The 19,479-nt window shown below is 38.7% G+C and carries 18 protein-coding genes and 3 tRNA genes; 11 read left to right on the forward strand and 10 right to left on the reverse strand.

Going from position 1 to position 19,479, the window contains the following annotated elements; genetic code table 11:
* Window positions 1-59 precede the first annotated feature (59 nt).
* Window positions 60-2,207, reverse strand: coding sequence for a bifunctional mannitol-1-phosphate dehydrogenase/phosphatase (gene mtlD / locus AC1M9I_RS03770; RefSeq protein ID WP_481610718.1), 2,148 nt, complete (start codon window positions 2,205-2,207; stop codon window positions 60-62).
* Window positions 2,208-2,417: 210 nt separating this feature from the next.
* On the reverse strand, window positions 2,418-2,792 hold the full coding sequence (locus AC1M9I_RS03775) for a hypothetical protein (RefSeq protein ID WP_481588525.1): 375 nt from the start codon (window positions 2,790-2,792) through the stop codon (window positions 2,418-2,420).
* Between the two features lie 336 nt (window positions 2,793-3,128).
* Between AC1M9I_RS03775 and AC1M9I_RS03780 the strand changes: the two genes are divergently transcribed.
* The gene (locus tag AC1M9I_RS03780) at window positions 3,129-4,799 is read left to right on the forward strand and encodes an amidase (protein WP_481589704.1); all 1,671 of its coding nucleotides are present in this window, start codon (window positions 3,129-3,131) and stop codon (window positions 4,797-4,799) included.
* Window positions 4,800-4,859: 60 nt separating this feature from the next.
* Here the strand turns inward: AC1M9I_RS03780 and AC1M9I_RS03785 are convergent, their stop codons facing one another.
* The 5 genes from AC1M9I_RS03785 to AC1M9I_RS03805 form a co-directional block, all read right to left on the reverse strand.
* Entirely contained in the window at window positions 4,860-5,777 is a 918-nt protein-coding gene (locus AC1M9I_RS03785; protein ID WP_481589703.1) for a tyrosine recombinase XerC, read from the reverse strand.
* A 112-nt stretch (window positions 5,778-5,889) separates the two neighbouring features.
* The gene (gene dapF / locus AC1M9I_RS03790) at window positions 5,890-6,732 is read right to left on the reverse strand and encodes a diaminopimelate epimerase (RefSeq protein ID WP_092765969.1); all 843 of its coding nucleotides are present in this window, start codon (window positions 6,730-6,732) and stop codon (window positions 5,890-5,892) included.
* Between the two features lie 11 nt (window positions 6,733-6,743).
* Window positions 6,744-7,988: a diaminopimelate decarboxylase gene (gene lysA / locus AC1M9I_RS03795; RefSeq protein WP_481610719.1), complete on the reverse strand. Its 1,245-nt coding sequence runs from the start codon at window positions 7,986-7,988 to the stop codon at window positions 6,744-6,746.
* 47 nt (window positions 7,989-8,035) lie between these two features.
* The gene (lptM, locus tag AC1M9I_RS03800; protein ID WP_092765967.1) at window positions 8,036-8,230 is read right to left on the reverse strand and encodes an LPS translocon maturation chaperone LptM; all 195 of its coding nucleotides are present in this window, start codon (window positions 8,228-8,230) and stop codon (window positions 8,036-8,038) included.
* Between the two features lie 150 nt (window positions 8,231-8,380).
* The gene (locus AC1M9I_RS03805; RefSeq protein ID WP_180028700.1) at window positions 8,381-9,778 is read right to left on the reverse strand and encodes an amino acid permease; all 1,398 of its coding nucleotides are present in this window, start codon (window positions 9,776-9,778) and stop codon (window positions 8,381-8,383) included.
* Between the two features lie 322 nt (window positions 9,779-10,100).
* Here AC1M9I_RS03805 and AC1M9I_RS03810 point away from each other — a divergent pair, with 322 nt between their 5' ends.
* Window positions 10,101-11,459 carry an alanine/glycine:cation symporter family protein gene (locus tag AC1M9I_RS03810; RefSeq protein ID WP_481593168.1) on the forward strand — a complete coding sequence of 453 codons (1,359 nt, stop codon included), beginning with the start codon at window positions 10,101-10,103 and terminating at the stop codon, window positions 11,457-11,459.
* Window positions 11,460-11,516: 57 nt separating this feature from the next.
* On the opposite strand, the gene AC1M9I_RS03815 is transcribed toward AC1M9I_RS03810, so the two are convergent.
* Window positions 11,517-11,915 (reverse strand): hypothetical protein, encoded by a 399-nt coding sequence (locus AC1M9I_RS03815; protein WP_481593169.1) that lies wholly within the window; start codon window positions 11,913-11,915, stop codon window positions 11,517-11,519.
* A gap of 187 nt (window positions 11,916-12,102) precedes the next feature.
* On the opposite strand from AC1M9I_RS03815, the gene radA reads away from it, so the two are divergent.
* Window positions 12,103-13,491, forward strand: a complete 1,389-nt coding sequence (radA, locus tag AC1M9I_RS03820; protein ID WP_481593170.1) for a DNA repair protein RadA — start codon at window positions 12,103-12,105, stop codon at window positions 13,489-13,491.
* Window positions 13,492-13,622: 131 nt separating this feature from the next.
* Window positions 13,623-14,627 (forward strand): Tim44 domain-containing protein, encoded by a 1,005-nt coding sequence (locus AC1M9I_RS03825; RefSeq protein ID WP_481610720.1) that lies wholly within the window; start codon window positions 13,623-13,625, stop codon window positions 14,625-14,627.
* 234 nt (window positions 14,628-14,861) lie between these two features.
* Here AC1M9I_RS03825 and AC1M9I_RS03830 read toward each other — a convergent pair whose 3' ends face one another.
* Window positions 14,862-16,049 carry a trypsin-like peptidase domain-containing protein gene (locus AC1M9I_RS03830; protein ID WP_180028696.1) on the reverse strand — a complete coding sequence of 396 codons (1,188 nt, stop codon included), beginning with the start codon at window positions 16,047-16,049 and terminating at the stop codon, window positions 14,862-14,864.
* 170 nt (window positions 16,050-16,219) lie between these two features.
* Between AC1M9I_RS03830 and AC1M9I_RS03835 the strand changes: the two genes are divergently transcribed.
* From AC1M9I_RS03835 to AC1M9I_RS03865, 7 genes are all read left to right on the forward strand, one after another.
* Window positions 16,220-16,978 (forward strand): Nif3-like dinuclear metal center hexameric protein, encoded by a 759-nt coding sequence (locus AC1M9I_RS03835; protein WP_481588532.1) that lies wholly within the window; start codon window positions 16,220-16,222, stop codon window positions 16,976-16,978.
* Between the two features lie 161 nt (window positions 16,979-17,139).
* A complete protein-coding gene (locus tag AC1M9I_RS03840) occupies window positions 17,140-17,766 on the forward strand; it encodes a superoxide dismutase (RefSeq protein ID WP_092765960.1) in 627 nt (208 codons plus the stop codon).
* Window positions 17,767-17,919: 153 nt separating this feature from the next.
* Window positions 17,920-17,995, forward strand: a tRNA-Asn gene (locus AC1M9I_RS03845).
* A gap of 6 nt (window positions 17,996-18,001) precedes the next feature.
* Window positions 18,002-18,077, forward strand: a tRNA-Asn gene (locus AC1M9I_RS03850).
* 95 nt (window positions 18,078-18,172) lie between these two features.
* Window positions 18,173-18,475 (forward strand): hypothetical protein, encoded by a 303-nt coding sequence (locus tag AC1M9I_RS03855; RefSeq protein WP_481610721.1) that lies wholly within the window; start codon window positions 18,173-18,175, stop codon window positions 18,473-18,475.
* 106 nt (window positions 18,476-18,581) lie between these two features.
* Window positions 18,582-18,657 (forward strand) — tRNA-Asn (locus AC1M9I_RS03860).
* A gap of 65 nt (window positions 18,658-18,722) precedes the next feature.
* The gene (locus AC1M9I_RS03865; protein ID WP_481591272.1) at window positions 18,723-19,175 is read left to right on the forward strand and encodes a DUF2726 domain-containing protein; all 453 of its coding nucleotides are present in this window, start codon (window positions 18,723-18,725) and stop codon (window positions 19,173-19,175) included.
* On the opposite strand, the gene AC1M9I_RS03870 is transcribed toward AC1M9I_RS03865, so the two are convergent.
* Window positions 19,176-19,406 carry a hypothetical protein gene (locus AC1M9I_RS03870; protein ID WP_481610722.1) on the reverse strand — a complete coding sequence of 77 codons (231 nt, stop codon included), beginning with the start codon at window positions 19,404-19,406 and terminating at the stop codon, window positions 19,176-19,178. It abuts the gene before it with no gap.
* Window positions 19,407-19,479 lie beyond the last annotated feature (73 nt).

The following is a 19,479-nucleotide window of genomic DNA, read 5'->3' on the forward strand; positions in this document are numbered from 1 at the left end:
TTTTCAGATCGGACCGATTATCCATTTTGATCTAGTCAAAAAGTCGAATGTTCAATACTTTAAGTTTTTTCAACCTCGATTTTTTCATTCAAAATATTTTCTAAAAGTGCATGCTCATTCACCGATTCACTCAATTTAGGATCACAAATTTTGAGTCTCCGTTTCAGCTCTTCCTGTAAATACAATTGATCCTCAAGTTCCAATTCAGTTTGACTAAGTTGCTGAGCAAAATGCCGAATCACATCTTCAAATCGTTGATTTTGCTTCAATATAACGTATGCATAACCCAATACAAGCCCTTTGAAAATTTCCTGATAAGGCTTGCCACGTTGAAAATTGTATGCCAATGAAGATAGTACCCGCTCACCAAAACCTAACTTACGATATGGGTCTCGTGCCACTCGATCACATGGGTCTTTATAAGCCGTCTCACAAGAGTCGATAAAACTCTTCGCCAACAATTCTAAATTTTCTTTTCGATGTGGTAGTAGATCCTTTAATCCAACTTTAACCTCATGGAGTACTGCCAACATAAATTTAGAAATTTGCTCATCAGACAGTGCAATCCCGATTGTTTCATATTGTCGAAAACTTGCAGCCCATGCTGTCATTGCATGCACACCATTCCACATGCGATTTTTGATTAACTGTATCTCTTCAATCTCTTCAACCAGAATCATTTGGCGCATTTTTTCTAATAAAGGACTATTATTTTCTACATAAAGTGGCATATCTGTTTCGGCATGGAATAAGATTAATTCTAGATTCTGTAGAATATGCGCCGATTTGAATTTTTCGTATAGATCGTCAATATACTGAGTAGCCAATTGTTCTTGTTCAGCATTTAAACGCGTCCCTTCATCCACATCCGTCACGTCTAAATCATGCTCATCCTGCACATGTCTAAAAATGTTGTATTTGATTTTTAACTGTCTAAATAATTTTTGATCTGTAATTTTCGCTACCATTCGATTGACTACTGTATCGCAAAAATAGTGCTGCGACATGATGATATTGACCGTCTTCGCATCCGTAATTTCATGCAAAGCACTACAAATCTGTTGTTCAATTAATGATTTTGCGCCTACTTTGTTCAAAACAATTAAAACTGTTAGAGGATTCAACTGTTCTTCAAAATGGATATAACGCGCATACAACCCTTGAGCAATGGTTTTAGCCTCTTGCTCGATTGCCTTTTCAGGTAAACACAGTGCAATTAAACTTGATTCAATATACATGTGCTGCATCATTTCAATATTTGATGCATCTATGACGGTTATATTGTCTATTCGCTCGTCATGAGAGTGTTGCCCATAACGAATACTGTAACCACCAAAAGTATTCACACTATTTCTATAGAGTGAATTCCGCGTTGAAGCATAGATTTGTTTTGGTCGAGTATATCCATCCCAATGAGACAATACTTGGGCAATATAGCCACCACCTATTGCCCCAAAACCATGTATCCCCACGACATGCTGATTTAAAGTCTGAGGAAAAGAGTCAAATAGAGCAGGCATTTTTAATTTTGGTGTAAATTGATTCAAATCTTCCAGAAAATCATGCATGCTTTCGTAAAAGAAATTCGCTTTTTCGAGCATGGTTGAATTAGGTTCTTTGATATCTTGAAGTAATACCGTTAATCCACCCGCTTCAAACGCCGACATCACTCCATTTTCTGAGTCTTCAAACATTAAACATAAAGTTGGATCAATGTTCAGTTGCTCAGCAGCTTTTAAGAAAATTTCTGGGTGTGGTTTTCCATTATCAACCTCATCGCCGCATACGATAATGTCGAAAAACTTATATACATTGGCATTGATTAAATACTCTTCAGCTATTTCACGTCGACTCGAAGTTGCTACTGCCATTTTCAGATTGGACTTTCTTAAACGTTCAAGAACTTGCATGAGTCCAAATTTAATCGGCACTCCGTATTTTCTTACATGCTCAAGTTCTAGCTGATCTGCTCGCTTTCTAATTTCCGCATACGGCACTTCTTGACCATATTGCTGATTTGCCAGTTTTTCGGCACTACGAGCACTTAAACCCAAACAAGATAATAAATAGGCGTCTGTAAATTCGACACCAATGAGTTCTAATGATGCTTGCTTCAAAGTTTGAAAACGAAGTCGCTCCGTATCAAACATTGTGCCATCCATATCAAAAATGGCGGCATGGATATTATTTTCATGAAATTTAATCATTTACCCCTCTCCAAAAAAATTCAAAATTACTAGACAAGTGTAAAGAATTTGACTGAATCGAATGAGCAGAATAAATATATGAAACAAAATTGAACGTTATTTAATCAATAATTTTATCTTTATGTATTGAGTTGTTGGAAATGGGTAAATTTAATTTTCTATAAAGTAACAGAGCTAAAATTATTAGCCCTGTTTTTTAAATGATTTTTTTCAAACTTGATTGAGCGCCGCCAAGTAATCACGATGGACGTGACTCAATTCAATAATAGGATATTGTTCTAGTTCAAAAATTTTCCAAACTTCAATAAAGTCTTCTTTCAAATCAACTCCTTGATCTGCAATAGGTCTTTCTTGCCATTGCTGATCAGAAATCCACAAATAAGTCTTAGATGCTATTGGATCAATCGCTTGGATTTTTCCTTCAGTATTAATACCCTGCACATAGGCATTGTTAGGTAGAGCGGCCTCAATCATCGGTAAATTGATTTCCACAAAATGTTTCACCTGACGTAAACCATAACCTGCAAAAATGTCTTTTTGTGCTGAAGAGAGTTGCTGATACTTTTGATCAATATTGTCAATCATGGCTTGACCTAATCATTCCTGCAAAATATTTTTTAATTTGTATACAACTTAAATCCATCTATTAAAGTTATACCTTAAAAATCGTATTAAAAAAAATCAATTCGAAAAATTTAAGCTAAAGTTTAAGGGAAAATTATTTTTAAAAGCGCAGCTTTCAAAAGCTCAATCCCAACAATACATTATTTTTCAAATAATTTTATTCGCATTAAATTAACGCATTTTATTTATACCAATGGTTATTAGCTATTTTCTGGAGCATAAAACTGTAAATTTCATTCATTTTTAGAGTGGCACATTCATTGCTTAACCAGTTTGAACTTAATCTGGGGAATGCACATGATCACATTTAAAAAAACTTTGCTTGTTGTCACGATAGCAACTTTCTTAACAGCCTGTGGTGACAATGAAAGTAGCACAAATAATTCTAACACGCCGCCTCCTGTCCCGTTTAATCCTGTAGAAGCAACCATTAGTGATTTGCATAACTCGATTTTAAGCAAAGGTTCATCTTGTGTTGATGTTGTGCAAGGATATTTAAATCGTATATCAGCTTACGATCGACAAGGTCCAGAGCTCAATAGCATTATTTCTTTAAACCCAAATGCACTTAAAGAAGCAGAAGTGCTCGACCAACAATTTGCAAAAAATTCGAAACTTTCAGGACCTCTTCACTGTGTCACTGTACTCGCTAAAGACAATATTGATGCTGTAGATATGGCGAACACAGCAGGTTCTGTAGCATTAAAAGATAATTTTCCACATGATGATGCCTATATCATAAAAAATATCAAAGAAAATGGCGGAATCATTTTAGGAAAAGCCAATCTTGATGAGTTCGCTTTCGGCTTTGGTGGAAAATCAACTCTAGGTGATCAAACTAAAAATGTGTATGACTTAAGTAAAGGCCCAGGTGGTTCATCATCAGGAACTGGCGCTGCCATATCTGCAAGTTTTGCAATGGTGGGAATAGGAACTGATACGGGAGGGTCAATTCGTGTGCCTTCATCAGTACAGGGTCTTGTCGGTTTACGACCATCTTTACGTCTTTTGAGCCAAGATGGAATTATTCCACTGGCACCAACTCAAGATACTGCTGGACCAATGTGTAGACAAGCTATTGACTGTGCAAAGTTAATGGATGCAATGATCGGATTCGATAGCTCATTAAGTTCAAATCAACGCAGTGAATTTGCACGTACTTCTCCTCTTCTAAAATCAGAGTCTGCTTATCGCGAATTGATTAATCAACCGAATAGCTACGTTCCTCATGACACTGTAAGTCTTGCAGGAAAGCGTATTGGTATAGTACAAGCACTTTACCCTTCCGAAGGTTCAACCACTCAACAGAAAGAAGACTACAATCTCGTTAAAGAAGCAATGGACAACGCAATTACTAAACTTGAAGAGGCTGGAGCAACTGTAGAAATAGTTACAATAAGCGATCTAAATACAATTTTGACACGTTATTCGAGTCTTTCAAGTGCTGAATTTAAAATATCACTTACAGAGTATTTAAAGACCACAAGAAGTATTTACCAATCGTATGAAGATTTACTCGCTAGTGAACTAATGATCCGTAACTTCAGTGGCTATAATTCTGATCCAACAAGTGCTTCATATATTGAGAATTATGAGCGCAACACCATTGAAAGAAGTCCATTCGTGCGCTTACGCATGAACAGCGCTTTAAATAATGTTGAACTAGATGGTACTCGTAAAGGCGTACAATACGACGCTTTAGCCTACCCTTCTATTACTGGGTTCGCTGGTAATTTAGGAAGTAGCCCGACCACAGGTACCAATAATCGCCTAAGTCCGTTTAGTGGTTTTCCTGCATTATCTATGCCTGCTAAATCAGTCAACTCAAGTCGCAGTAGTTATCCTATGAATGTTAACATCGAGTTTATTGCTCGTGAATTTGATGAGCCGACTTTATTTGAAATCGCAGTCGCATTCCAAAAAGTGAATCCCGCACGTATGATACCTATACACACACCAGCACTATAAACAGATAACTTTATCATTCAGTACAGTATTAGGTATATTCAATATACTTAATACTGAGGATTAAGATTTTTGGGCTCTAGGGTGAGCTTTATCATAGACTTGAGCCAAACGATCAAAATCTAACTGAGTATAAATTTGTGTCGTAGATAAATTACTATGACCTAGCATTTCTTGAACTGCTCGTAAATCACCACTGTTTGAAAGCAGATGACTAGCAAAACAGTGTCGCAGTAAGTGAGGATGTAAATCCACATTTACGCCCGCTCTTTGTGCTTGCAATTTGACTCGATTTTCAATCTGTCGATTCGTCAATCGACTCCCTTTTTTGGTAATAAAAACTGGGGAATCCAATTCAATGTCTCCACACCAGATACGATGGACTTTGAGCCATTCAATTAAACTTGTTTTCGCTTTTAAACCAAAAGGAACAACCCGAGTTTTATTTCCCTTACCCGTAATTCGAAGTAATTGTCGTGTAAAATCGATATCTCGAATATTCAATCCTTGTACTTCAGCTAATCGCAAACCACTTGAATAAAGCAACTCCAAAATAGCTTTATCTCTTAACCACAAGAGATGATCTTGAGAGGATTCAGGTGCAGGTTGATCCATGATTTGCTGAATCGTTTCGACATCAACCATACCCGGCAAAGGCCTTGGCTGTCTTTTTAACTTAAAATCATGAATGGGATTATTCGATACATATTTCCCTTCCACAGCCCATTTCATGAATTGACGAATGGCTGTTAAATGACGTTGTAAGCTTGCACTATTGAGTTGATGATGTTCAACCTTATAAGCCATATATTCTCGTAAATCAGATGCTTCAACCTGATTTAATTCAATTTTCTTTTCATAACAAAAGTCAATGAAACCAGACACATCACGGAAATACGCCTCAAGCGTATGCTCAGATTGATTTTGAATCTTTCTCTCTTTCAACCACATTGACAGCAATTGCATTGCGCCATATTGCATTTGGCTTTCTCTCTATTGAATCGATGTCTAATCATCAATACTCGTGGGCATTCCAACAAATCATAAAGTAAAAAGCCCTGAATTTCAGGGCTTTTTAGTTAGGAAATAAGTTTTATTGAAAATAACGTAGATCCAAACGACCTTCATAAACCGTTGCAGTTGGACCAGTCATCCAAACCACATCTCCCTCTTTCCATTCAATCAGCAATTTACCGCCGGCAAGTTCGATTTCCACATTGCTAGACAATAAACCACGGCGCATACCTGAGACAGCAGCAGCACATGCACCTGTACCACAAGCTAATGTTTCTCCCACACCACGTTCAAAAACTCGTAATCGAGCATGTTTTTCATCAACGATCTGCATAAATCCAGCATTTACACGCTCAGGAAAACGTTCATGCGACTCCACTTGCGGGCCTATTTTAGCAACATCAGCAGTTAACACGTCTGGAACAATAGTCACTGCATGCGGATTTCCCATATTGACCACATCGATGCTGATCGTCTCATTATCCGCTAAAGCTAAATCATATAAAGCAGCTGGAGCTTCTGCTAGAAATGGGATTTGGTTCGGTAAGAACTTCGGATACCCCATGTTCACACGAACCCATCCATTCGCACCCAACTCAGGCTCGACAATCCCCGCCTTTGTTTGCACTTTGAATTTAGTTTTATTGGTTAAATGACGATCATGAACAAATTTGGCAAAACAACGAACGCCATTGCCGCATTGCTCAACTTCAGAACCATCCGCATTAAAAATGCGATATTTGAAATCAACGTTTGGATGATCTGGTGTTTCAACAACTAATAACTGATCAAAACCGATGCCAAAATTACGGTCAGCCAACCGGCGAATCATGACAGGATCTAGATAAGCACGTTGGCTGATTAAATCAACCACCATGAAGTCATTACCTAGACCATGCATTTTAGTAAATTCTAGCAACATCTATTGTCTCCTTAAGGCAATAAGGACTCACGTTCCCACAGAGACTCAATCGTTTCACGTTGACGAATTAAGTGTGCTTGATCACCGTCAACCATCACCTCTGCTGCACGACCTCGGCTGTTGTAATTTGAACTCATCACAAAACCATAAGCACCTGCACCCAAAACAGCTAAATGATCGTTCGCTTGAATCGCAAGTTCACGCTCTTTACCGAGGAAGTCACCTGTTTCACAGATCGCACCAACCACATCCCAAACTTTTTTCTCAGTTTGCGAATTTTGATTAACCTCTTGGATATCCATCCAAGCTTCGTACAAAGAAGGACGAATCAAGTCATTCATTGCTGCATCAACAATTGCAAAATTGCGATGATTGGTAGGTTTTAAAAGATCAACTTTCGTCACCAATACGCCAGCATTCGCCGAAATACTACGCCCTGGCTCCATATACACTTTAAGACCAAGTTTTTTTAATGCAGGACGTAAAGCATTTGCATATTCTTCAACTGTCGGTGGAACTTCATTTTTATAAGTCACACCAAGACCACCACCAATATCAATATGTTTGAGGTTGATCCCTAATTTTTTCAATGCTTCAATCATGTTCATGACACGATCTAGCGCATCAACAAAAGGTTGAGTTTCAGTCAATTGTGAACCAATATGACAATCAATTCCTACGATATCTAAGTGACTTAAACTTGCTGCATACTGATACGTTTCATATACCGAATCAGATGGAATACCAAATTTATTTTCTTTAAGGCCAGTCGAGATATATGGATGTGTTTTGGCATCAACATCTGGATTTACCCGAAGTGAAATTGGAGCTTTTACATTAAGTTCTGCTGCAACTTTTTGAATACGGTCAAGCTCTGCATATGATTCCACATTAAAACACGCAATACCCACTTCTAATGCTTGACGAATGTCAGCCTCAGACTTACCTAAACCAGAGAAAACAATTTTAGAAGCGTCACCACCTGCGCGTAAAACACGTGCTAATTCACCACCAGTCACGATATCAAAACCACAGCCAAGTTTCGCCAACACATTTAGAACTGCGATATTTGAGTTTGACTTCACTGCAAAACAAATTTGGTGATCGATAAAGTTAAAAGCACGATCCATATCCAAATAATGTTTTTCAAAAGTTGCTTTTGAATAAACATAAAGTGGTGTACCAAATTGCTGAGCAAGTTGATCCAATGAACATTGTTCTGCGTGCAAAACCCCTTGAATGCGAGGGAAACTCATGGATGTATCCTTTCTAAATTGCGCTGGAGAAAAAAAATAAATGAATATTAATCTTGAGTAGGTGCAGCATCTGCTTTAGGTTCAGCTTGATCCTGACTTGGGCGATCATTGTTTTTATAAATTAAATATTGTGCTCGCTTGTCATAGTTTGGATCACTGGGTAGTTGTAATGCACCAGTCTGACCACATCCAGCCAAGATTGAAACAACGGCTGCACTGATAACTCCGATCAAAATACGCATACCTACACCTATCAGTAAAATTTATAGAAGTATACCTTGATCATCTAATTCACCAAAGTATTTAACGCAACAGATTAATAACAGAAATAAAAAAACGCCAGTAATTACTGACGTTTCTTTTGACCTAAATTGCAAATCATTTATAAGTTTTTATTTTTTCTTATAAAAACCAAAATAACCAATGATCAGAATAACAAACCAAATCGGGCTCACCATCAATGCACGGCGAGTATCATCTTCTAAAGCCAATACTCCAATCATGCCAATAAAGAATATAGCAACAATCGCACATGTCACCAATCCACCTGGTAGTTTAAATTTCGATTTGGCATGAAGTTCTGGGCGTGTTTTGTAATACACCACATAACTCCAAATAATCATCAACCATACACAAATAAATAAAATGGTGGAAAGTGTTGTCGCTAAAGTAAATGCTTCCACCGTATTCGGTACGAAGTATTGCAGTGCTGCCCCTAGTAACAAACATACTGCTGAGAAATACAAGGCATTCGCTGGCACAGCTCGCTTATTCAGTCTTCCAAAAGCTTCAGGTGCTTGAGTTTCGCGCGATAAGCCAAACAGCATGCGACTGGTTGAGAATACGCCACTGTTCATCGATGACATCACTGAAGACAACACAACCAAATTCATAATAATAGCAGCGGCTGCAATACCTGCTTGACTAAACAAGTTTACAAATGGGGAAATATTCGGATCAATCGTATTCCATGGTGTAACCGACATCACCACCAGCAATGACAAAACATAGAAAATAATGATTCGAATAGGAATCGAGTTGACAGCTTTCGGCAAGTTCGTTTCAGGATCTTTAGTTTCAGCTGCGGTTGTACCCACCAGTTCTACACCCACAAAAGCAAAAATTGCGATTTGGAAGCCTGCCAAGAAACCGATTGCACCTGTTGGGAAGATCCCGCCGTTTGACCAAATATTGCTGAATGCTGCGATTTCACCTGATGTAGAAGTGAAACCTGTAAATATCATCCAAAAGCCAACGCCAATTAAAACCACAATTGCGATAATCTTGATTAAAGCAAACCAGAATTCTAATTCACCAAACAGTTTCACCGTAACAAGATTCAATCCCATGATAAATACGATTGCAGCGATGCTAATCATTACCCCTTCTTCAGGGCTAAAAGGCATCCCATTATTGAAGAACTGAAGGTAATAAATGATCGCCGATAAATCTGCAATACCGATGGTGATCCAACACAACCAGTAGGTCCAGCCAACAAAGTAACCTGCCCATGGTCCAATTAAATCCGTGGCGAAATCAATAAACGACTTATATTGCAAATTTGAAAGCAACAATTCGCCTAGTGCTCGCATCACTAAAAAAACCATGAAACCGATGATCATGTAAATTACAAGGATTGAAGGACCAGCTAGGCTAATTGTTTTCCCAGAGCCCATGAACAAACCTGTCCCAATTGCGCCTCCAATTGCAATTAACTGCAAATGTCGATTGGATAGACTTCGTTGTAATTCACCATTTTGCTGAGGCGAATTTATATTTTGATCTGACATTTTCAAATTCACCAAATATATTAATCGGCACAACTTAACTGAAAAAAATCAGATTTCAAAAAGAAAATTAGCACGATCAATATTTTCTAATTAGTTTAAAGTATTAATTCATTTTTCTTATATATCACTAGAGTGATCAATTATTCATCATAGTTATTTATCTTATTTTGAGTAAAATATTGAAAATCTTGTTGTTATATGTAAAAAATATAAGTGCAAAAAATAATCAAAAGGAATGATGTGTTTGATCGCGCAAAAGTATGGCATATCCCTTGCTTGATCATGCATGTAAAAAACAATCAGGAAAATAAGAAGGTAATTTATGCAAGAAATACAATCAATCATGGAAACACTCAGCGGCTTAGTCTGGGGACCTTATATGCTGGTGCTGATTGTTGGGACAGGTGTTTTCTTAACATTCCGTCTACTTTTTTGGCAATTCAGGATGCTTCCTTTGGCATTTAAACAAGTGTTCGGGAAACACCCAGAAAAAAAAGACTCGGGAGATATCTCACAATTTGCCTCACTCATGACCGCACTTTCAGCCACGATTGGTACAGGTAATATCGCAGGGGTAGCGACTGCTTGTGTACTGGGTGGTCCGGGTGCTGTATTCTGGATGTGGATGACTGCATTTTTCGGTATGGCAACCAAATACGGTGAAGGTGTTTTGGCGGTCAAATACCGTGTAAAAAATGAAAAAGGAGAAATGTCTGGTGGTCCAATGTACTACATTGAACGAGGACTTGGCGCGAAATGGAAGTGGCTCGCAGTCCTCTTCGCATTATTTGGTACATTAGCATCCTTTGGTATTGGTAGCTCAGTTCAATCAAACACAGTGGCACTAGCAGTAGAAAATAGTTTGGGTATAAGCACGCTCACCACTGCCATCATTATTACAATTTTCTCTGCATTGGTGATTTTAGGCGGTATTAAGTCTATTTCCAAAGCATCCTCAATTATTGTTCCAGTCATGGCTCTAGGCTATGTCATTGGCGGGCTAATTATTATTTTCAATAACCTTGAATTAGTTGTTCCTGCTTTAAAAATGATCTTTACCTATGCATTCACAGGTGAAGCGGCAGCAGGTGGTGCGATTGGTGCAGCGATTCGTTACGGTGTTGCCCGTGGTGTATTTTCAAACGAAGCTGGTATGGGCTCTGCTCCAATTGCAGCGGCAGCAGCTAAAACTGACCACCCTGCCCGTCAAGGCTTAGTTTCAATGACTGGTACTTTCATTGACACAATTGTTGTATGTTCAATCACAGGTATTGTTTTAGTCATGGGCTTCATCATGGCTGGACAAACATTTGGTGATCAAACTGGGGCTGTTCTGACCATTAGTGTTTTTGACAAATTACTACCAGGATTTGGAGGCTGGGTTGTTACGTTCGGAATCATCTTTTTTGCATATTCAACTATTTTAGGTTGGAGTTATTACGGCGAAAAATGTTGTACCTATTTACTGGGTGAAAAGTCAGTATTTATTTATCGTCTCATTTATATTGCTTCAGTATTTGTAGGCTGTGTCGTCACACTTGATTTAGTTTGGCTTTTCGCAGACACCTTCAATGGTTTAATGGCAGCACCAAACTTAATTGCCTTATTGTTACTTTCTGGAGTTATTGCGAAAGAATCTAAAGATTTTATTGAACGACGAAAATCTGGTGAGCTTTATTAAACAAATTAATAGAATCAAACCAAAAAAAGCCTCATTGATGAGGCTTTTTTTGTCTTTTCACGAAAATTTCTGATCGTTCAAATTTTGTTTTTCCTCTTGATCCTTTGCAATTTCTTCCGCAACCTCTAAGCTCAATACAAAAAATAGAACATGTTCAATTTTCATATTGCCTTGATCATCTTCAAGATAATTTTTAACCAGCTGATACTGCTTATTTTGCTCATCAAAAGGAATATCTAGATATAGATCACCCAGATAGCTATCAATTTCATCCTCACCTGACAAACCTAGACATGGCTCAAATTCAATTTCATGTTGTTCAAGCCATGTAATCACAAGATCTCGAATATTTTCTTCCTCATTCTGATCATCCGTGTAATTCTCAAAATGAATAAACAGCACATCACGCTGTATTTCACGTGCGATGGCATCAATATGTTGGGCGTACAAGCGCATATCAAATAACTCAGTCGATTCTTGATATGAGTATAAATTAATTCATGATCGCTTTAATTCAATATCTCGTTAAAGCACACGTCATGACTTGTCTTATTGTTTTTAAATTTGATCAATATTTTTTTGTTTTCGTGACCTTTACTCAGTATGCTCAGCATATAGAAATTCAAAAAACCTATATCAAGTTATGGCTAAAGCAAAAAGTGTATATCGCTGTGAACAATGTGGCGTAGATCATCCTAAATGGGCAGGTCAATGCTCAGAATGCGGAGAATGGAACAGTTTAGTTGAAGTCACCATTGCCCCTGCGATTACGCATCGTGCAAATCCAAAAATTGCAGGTGGTTATGCTGGTCAAGCAGCATCAATCACTACATTGAATCAAGTTTCAGTTTCTCACGAAACACGTTTAGCAACAGGGATTGGAGAATTTGATCGCGTTTTAGGCGGAGGGCTTGTTACTGGTTCAGTTGTACTGATCGGTGGTGACCCTGGTATTGGTAAATCAACAATTCTTTTGCAGACGGCAACCCATATGGCTGCAGCGAAAAGTTCCGCCCTATATGTCACTGGTGAGGAATCTTTATCTCAAGTTGCATTACGTGCCAATCGTTTGGATCTTCCAACTGATCAATTAAAAGTGATGGCTGAGACGTGCGTAGAGCGTATTTGCGAAGTATTAGCGCATGAACGACCTGCTGTCGCGATCTTAGACTCGATTCAAACTTTATACACTGAAACCTTACAGTCTGCGCCAGGCGGCGTTTCTCAAATTCGAGAATCTGCAGCCCTTCTGACACGTTTTGCGAAGAACAGCGGAACAGCTTTATTTATTGTGGGTCATGTGACCAAAGAAGGTGCTTTAGCTGGCCCTCGTGTTTTAGAACACATGGTCGATTGCGTACTTTATTTTGAAGGTCAATCTGATTCACGTTATCGAATGATTCGAGCTGTTAAAAATCGTTTTGGTGCAGTCAATGAACTCGGTGTTTTTGGGATGACTGATAAAGGGCTTAGAGAGGTTGCCAATCCCTCAGCCATCTTTCTTAGCCGATATGATGAAGCGATTCCTGGTTCTATCGTCATGATTAGTCGAGAAGGCACACGTCCACTCTTAGTTGAAGTGCAAGCCCTAGTAGATGACGCGCATGGTCAACCTCGCCGTGTTGCATTGGGTCTTGAGCAAAACCGTTTGAATATGCTACTCGCCGTCATGCACCGTCATGGTGGTGTTCAAACTTCTGGTCAAGACGTATATGTGAATGTTGTTGGTGGCTTAAAAATTACTGAAACAGGTTCAGATCTCGCCGTCTTATTGGCCTGTGCTTCAAGTTTGAGAGCAAAAGCACTCCCTCAGCAATTGGCTGTATTTGGCGAAGTGGGATTATCGGGAGAGATTCGTCCCGTACCTAACGGGCAGGAACGGTTGAAGGAAGCAATTAAGCACGGGTTTAAATATATTATAGTCCCTAGAGCGAATGCACCACAAAAGGATATTCCTGGTGTTCGCATTATCGCCGTTGCCCGTCTACATGAAGCTTTAACTGAAGCGATGAGCTTAGCGGATGAACATTAATTCAGCTGATCAATTTATTTAACTATACACTGTGTATGAATACTGAAAAAAATTGAGGTTTAAGTTGAAATTTAAGCCAAAAGACTGCATAAATACAGTGTGAAATTAACTTTTTAAAATAGGAATTTTAGATGGAAGTTCGACAGCGTAGTTTAGTTGCGGGTATTTTAATGGCGACACTCATGGTAGCTCCTTTTGCAGAAGCAAAACGTGCTGGTGGTGGTAAAAGCCATGGTATGAGCCGTTCTGCTGCTCCAACCCAATCATATCAGCAACCACGTCAAGCTACTCCTGCCCAACAACCTGCTGCTCCAGCGACTGCGCCACAAAAGTCTGGTCCTGGTGTGGGTGGTATGGTCGCTGCTGGTGTTGCTGGTGCTGCAATTGGTGCAGTCGCAGCAAATGCTTTAGCAGATGATGATACTGTTCCAGCGAGTCAAGCAGAAGTTGCTGCACAACCTGAGGAAGAAGGTGGTATCCCAAGTTGGGTCTGGTTGTTGATTATTGCTGCTGCTGCGTTCTTCATCTTCCGTAAATTCGGAGCAAAAAAAAAATTAGCGGCTAACAACCCTTATGCACCAAACAGTTCAGGTCCACAATCTGCACCGTTTGGTCAAACTGCTGCACCTCGCCCTTCAGTGTCTAATGACAATACCAATATTTTTGGTCAATCTGTGGGCGGTGGCACAGCTGCATCTCAAGCGCCGTTTGGTCAAGCACCACAAGCTCCTTTTGGTACAGCAACAATGTCTAGTGGAAGTCAGCTACCTGACGGAACTGAACCAGCTGCTTTCTTACGCATTGCACGCCAACGCTTCAACCATATTCAATCGATGAATACGGCAAGTAATATTGCTGAGATTCAACGTTATTTGACGCCTGATCTTTATCAATCGATGTATAACGATATTATGGGTAACCAAGATCAAGACGTAGCTGAGTTTTCAAATCTGAATGCTATGGTTGTTGATTCTGCGACTGAAAATAGTCAATACATTGTCAGCGTTCGTTTCACGGGTACGGTAAGTGAAGACTTAAATAGCCTTCCACAACCGTTTGCTGAAGTTTGGCATTTCGTTAAACCAGCAGGTTCTAGTCAAGATTGGTTGGTTGCGGGTATTCAACAGGAAAGCTAATTTTATTCTCAAAAAAGCCAGTGAACCACTGGCTTTTTTTGTTTCGCACACTGTTTAATCCTTGTTGAGTGAATTCAATTTTGCATGTGTTAAAACCCTATCTCACCGTCACTTAGGAATGCATGACCGTATTTAATTATTAAATAGCAGATTTATTCAGATTCATTCAAAGGTATGAAACAATATAGAATCTAAGAATTATAAAAAAGCCCCATATTCCTGGGGCTTTTTAATTTAACGACGAGGTAATGGAATATACTGGCTATTACGATCGCTGGTTTCAGCTGGTCGTTCACCAATAACCACTTCAGTATTGATGCTCTTACCTTCACGTAAAATCTCAATTTTTGCAGAGGTATTCGGTGATTGCATTGCAACATAATTAATCAATTGTGATGGATTATTGATCTCCTGATCATTTACTTTCATGATCCGATCACCGACTTTAATCTTAGCTTTATCTGCAGGACCAGACTCATAGACGCTGCTCACAATTACACCCTTCTCACGAGGTTGTAATACATCGGGTTGCGTCGGATTCGCCAAACCAATACCTAGCCACCCTCGAATGACTCTGCCTTCTTTTAATATTGAATTCAGAACTTGCTGGCAGACTTTAGCAGGAATAGCAAAACCAATTCCTAAAGAACCACCCGATTGCGAGAAAATTGCAGTATTAATCCCAATCAAATTACCTGCAACATCAATGAGTGCTCCCCCAGAATTACCTGGATTAATAGCAGCATCGGTTTGAATAAAATCTTCATAGAAATTTATACCCAATCCCGAACGTTCTGTCGCAGATATGATCCCTTGCGTAACTGTTTGTCCCACGCCAAATGGATTACCAATTGCGAGTACAACATCTCCAACTTCATTTCCACTCAGTTTGAAAGGAAGCACTGGCAGTTTGTCCATTTCGATTTTAATGACTGCTAAATCCGTATCAGGATCTGTTCCAATTACTTTGGCTTCTGCTCGACGACCATCATACAAAGCTACAACAATCTGGTCAGCCTGTGCAATCACATGATTATTAGTCAGAATATAACCATCAGGTCGAACAATCACCCCCGAACCCAAACTATTTTCATTTGGTTCTTGTCCAAAACGTTCAGGTAATTGACCACCAAAAAATTCTCTAAAAACAGGATCATTTAAAATCGGATGATCCACTTTTTTTACAGTTTGTGTTGTAAAAATATTAACGACTGCAGGTGCTGCGACCTTTACCGCAGCATTGTATGACACTACTCCCCCAGAACGTGTCGTATCCACCAAAGGTTCTACTTTTTCAGCTGGCATTTTATATCCATCAGCTGCTATTTGAGGCTTTGGTTGATTTAGTTTTTGCCATGTGACAAAACTAATAATGACAATAATGAGTAACACCCATGGTAACCATGTAAAGGACCGGCGCACTTTAATATCCTCTGAGAATTTTAATTTATTGATGACAAAAGTATTTTATGACTGCATATTGTAATCAAAAAAAATTTATATACCTAAAATTGTGAAAATAGTTTTGTTCGGCTTTAGTTAAGATTAAAAATATGCTTTGATCTTTATATTTTCACAGACTTAAGAACATTATGGCAAAGCTAAACGACATTATCCAATGGTGTGATCAGACCCTAAAGGCCAATGAATTTAAAGATTACGCTCCCAATGGTCTGCAAATCGAAGGTAAAACAGAAGTAAAGCGAATTGTTTGTGCTGTATCGGCTTCTCAATCAGCCATTGATGCTGCAATCGAGCTGCAAGCTGATGTTTTATTGGTTCACCATGGCTATTTTTGGAAAGGTGAGCCATCTCCGATTACAGGAATGCGTGGCAAGCGAATTAAATCACTCATTCAACATGATATTTCACTATTAGCTTATCATTTACCTCTCGATAGCCACCCTAGCTTGGGAAATAATGCTGCGATAGCAGATTTACTTCATCTTGATCAAATTGAAGCACTTGATCCGAGTGAACGTCATCCCATTGGAAATATCGGCTATTTAAAAAATGCAATGACACCAGATGAGTTCAAAGCTTTTGTGTCACAACAACTTAATTATGATGCGATACATTTGATGGCTGATAAACCAAGTATTCAAAAAGTTGGATTTTGTACTGGCGGTGCTCAAGACTTTATCACTAAAGCTGCCGAACAAAATTGCGATGCTTATATTTCAGGTGAAGTTAGTGAGCGTACCTTTTATCAAGCTTTAGAATTAGATGTGCATTATTACGCATGTGGACATCATGCGACTGAACGTTATGGTGTTCAACGACTAGGTCAAGCAATTTGTGAACAATTTGGTCTTGAATATCATTACGTTGAACTCAATAATCCTATTTAAATTGATTTAACCACGCGTTTTAAATTGGAGTGAGCTTATACGTATTAATTCACGCTTTATTCTGTATTCTTATTTATAAGTAATGCGCAAAATATGGTGAGAATCTATTACAATAAGTGCACTTCGATGTAAAACCCAGCACAATGCAAGGAACTTAAAACATGACAACGATTACTTTACCAGCTCTTCCGTACGGTTACGAAGATCTTGCTCCACACATCAGCAAAGAAACTTTAGAATACCACCACGACAAACACCACAATACTTATGTTGTTAATTTAAACAACCTAATTGCAGGTACTGATCTTGAAGGTAAAACGCTTGAAGAAATCATCAAAGCTTCTGCTGGTGATGCTTCTAAAGCGGGTATCTTCAACAACGCAGCACAAGTTTGGAACCACACATTCTACTGGAACTGTATGGCTAAAAACGGTGGTGGTAAAGCGACTGGTGCTTTAGCTGCTAAAATTGACGAAGCTTTCGGTTCTTACGAAAAATTTGCTGAAGAATTTGCTGCTGCTGCTACAACTCAATTCGGTTCAGGTTGGGCTTGGTTAGTTGCTGATGAAGTAAATGGTAAACTTTCTATCATGAAAACTTCAAATGCTGATACTCCACTTGCTCATGGTAAAGTAGCTGTATTAACGATCGATGTTTGGGAACATGCTTACTACATCGACTTCCGTAACGCTCGTCCTAAGTATATTTCTACTTTCTTAGAAAGCTTAGTGAACTGGGATTACGCTAACGCGAAATATGCTGGTCAAGAAGCTGGCGTAGAAAAATAAGATTTAACCGTCTTATTAGGTTTAAAAAACCATCCTTTTAGGATGGTTTTTTTGTTATTTACATCAATTTGAGTATTAATAAATCAAACTATTCATTTCTTTACAAGAATTGGTTGACGACTAGTAATTTCAACCCTAAAATGCGCATCAGATTCTCCAATAGCTCAGTCGGTAGAGCGACGGACTGTTAATCCGCAGGTCCCTGGTTCGAGCCCAGGTTGGAGAGCCAATCTAATCTCCCATAGCTCAGTCGGTAGAGCGACGGACTGTTAATCCGCAGGTCCCTGGTTCGAGCCCAGGTGGGAGAGCCAAGATTCCAAAAACCCAAGCATAATGACTTGGGTTTTTTATGCCTAAATTTTTGATTTGCTATAGAATTATTCTAATTTTCTAAAAAAGTCTAAAAATGAATACATCTTGGCTTAAATCACTGATTTTCTGGTCTCTACTTGTTGGCAGTCTCATCTTTATATTTCAATGCACTCAGAAATCTGAACATAATAAAGTAGCCCCTACACTTATGTATGAACGTTTGTATCACTGTACTTCGGAATTATCCTCTGAGCACGCACTCCTGATCAAAAAAATTCAAAATGAGTTAAATGTGGAATCATCACAACAGACCATGATGGAACTCATGAGTTTATGTCGTAAAGCGAACCCACTGAAAAGCAAAGCAGAGTATGTCCATTTATTAAAAAAGCTATAGATCGTTTCACTTAGATTAAATTTAAATCAATTGATTCATATTTCTAATATTTTTCAATGTTAAGGCTTGACCTCTCTTCATTTGACTCATAGAATGCGTACCAGATTCTCCAATAGCTCAGTCGGTAGAGCGACGGACTGTTAATCCGCAGGTCCCTGGTTCGAGCCCAGGTTGGAGAGCCAAGATTCTAAAAACCCACTCAATCGAGTGGGTTTTTTCTTATATGTGCTTTTATTTACGAATTCCTGTGTTTCAATCCAGTCAAATTACTTTCTTAATTATTGGTGTTATTGCAACCCTTGCCCTGCTCACCATTATCTTTCAACAATTATTTAAAAAGCCACAACGCTTTTACCCAAAACGCATTATTACCGCATTTGAAAGTAAAATGTTTTTTAGATTAAAAGAGAGTTTTCCGCAATACCATGTGCTTGCTCAAGTCGCTTTTAGCGCTTTAATCACAAACCCTAGTCTAAAGATTCGAGCTAAATTTAATCGAAAAGTGACTGACTTTGTCTTACTGGATGATCAGCTTAAAGTTATCGCCATTATCGAACTCGATGATCCAAGTCATCTTGGTAAGGAACAAGAAGATGCTGAACGCGATCAAATGTTTTATGAAGCAGGATATCGAGTATTTCGCTATAACGATATCCCAAGTATTCAAAGTCTCAGAAAAGACATTCTTGCTAAAAAATAATTAATTCAAAGGCTCTGCAACAGATGAAACATTCTGCTCAAGTTGCTCTTGTTTTTCTCTAGCTTCAATTCGCGCGGCCTGTTCTGCACGTAAACGATCGTACTCAGCTTTGTTTTTTGCATCACTCTTTACTGCAAAAAAAGCGATCGCAATGATAAGCAACGGGATAAGGGGACCAAGACTTGCCAATAAAATAAATTTAGTGGTGAATTTCTTTTTTGATGAAGTCATCAACAAAACCTGTGTTATTGAGTCCGAGGCAATATAACAGAATAAAGTCATAGAAAAAACTTTAGCTTTAAGT

This window comes from Acinetobacter sp. ANC_7553, assembly GCF_056779895.1.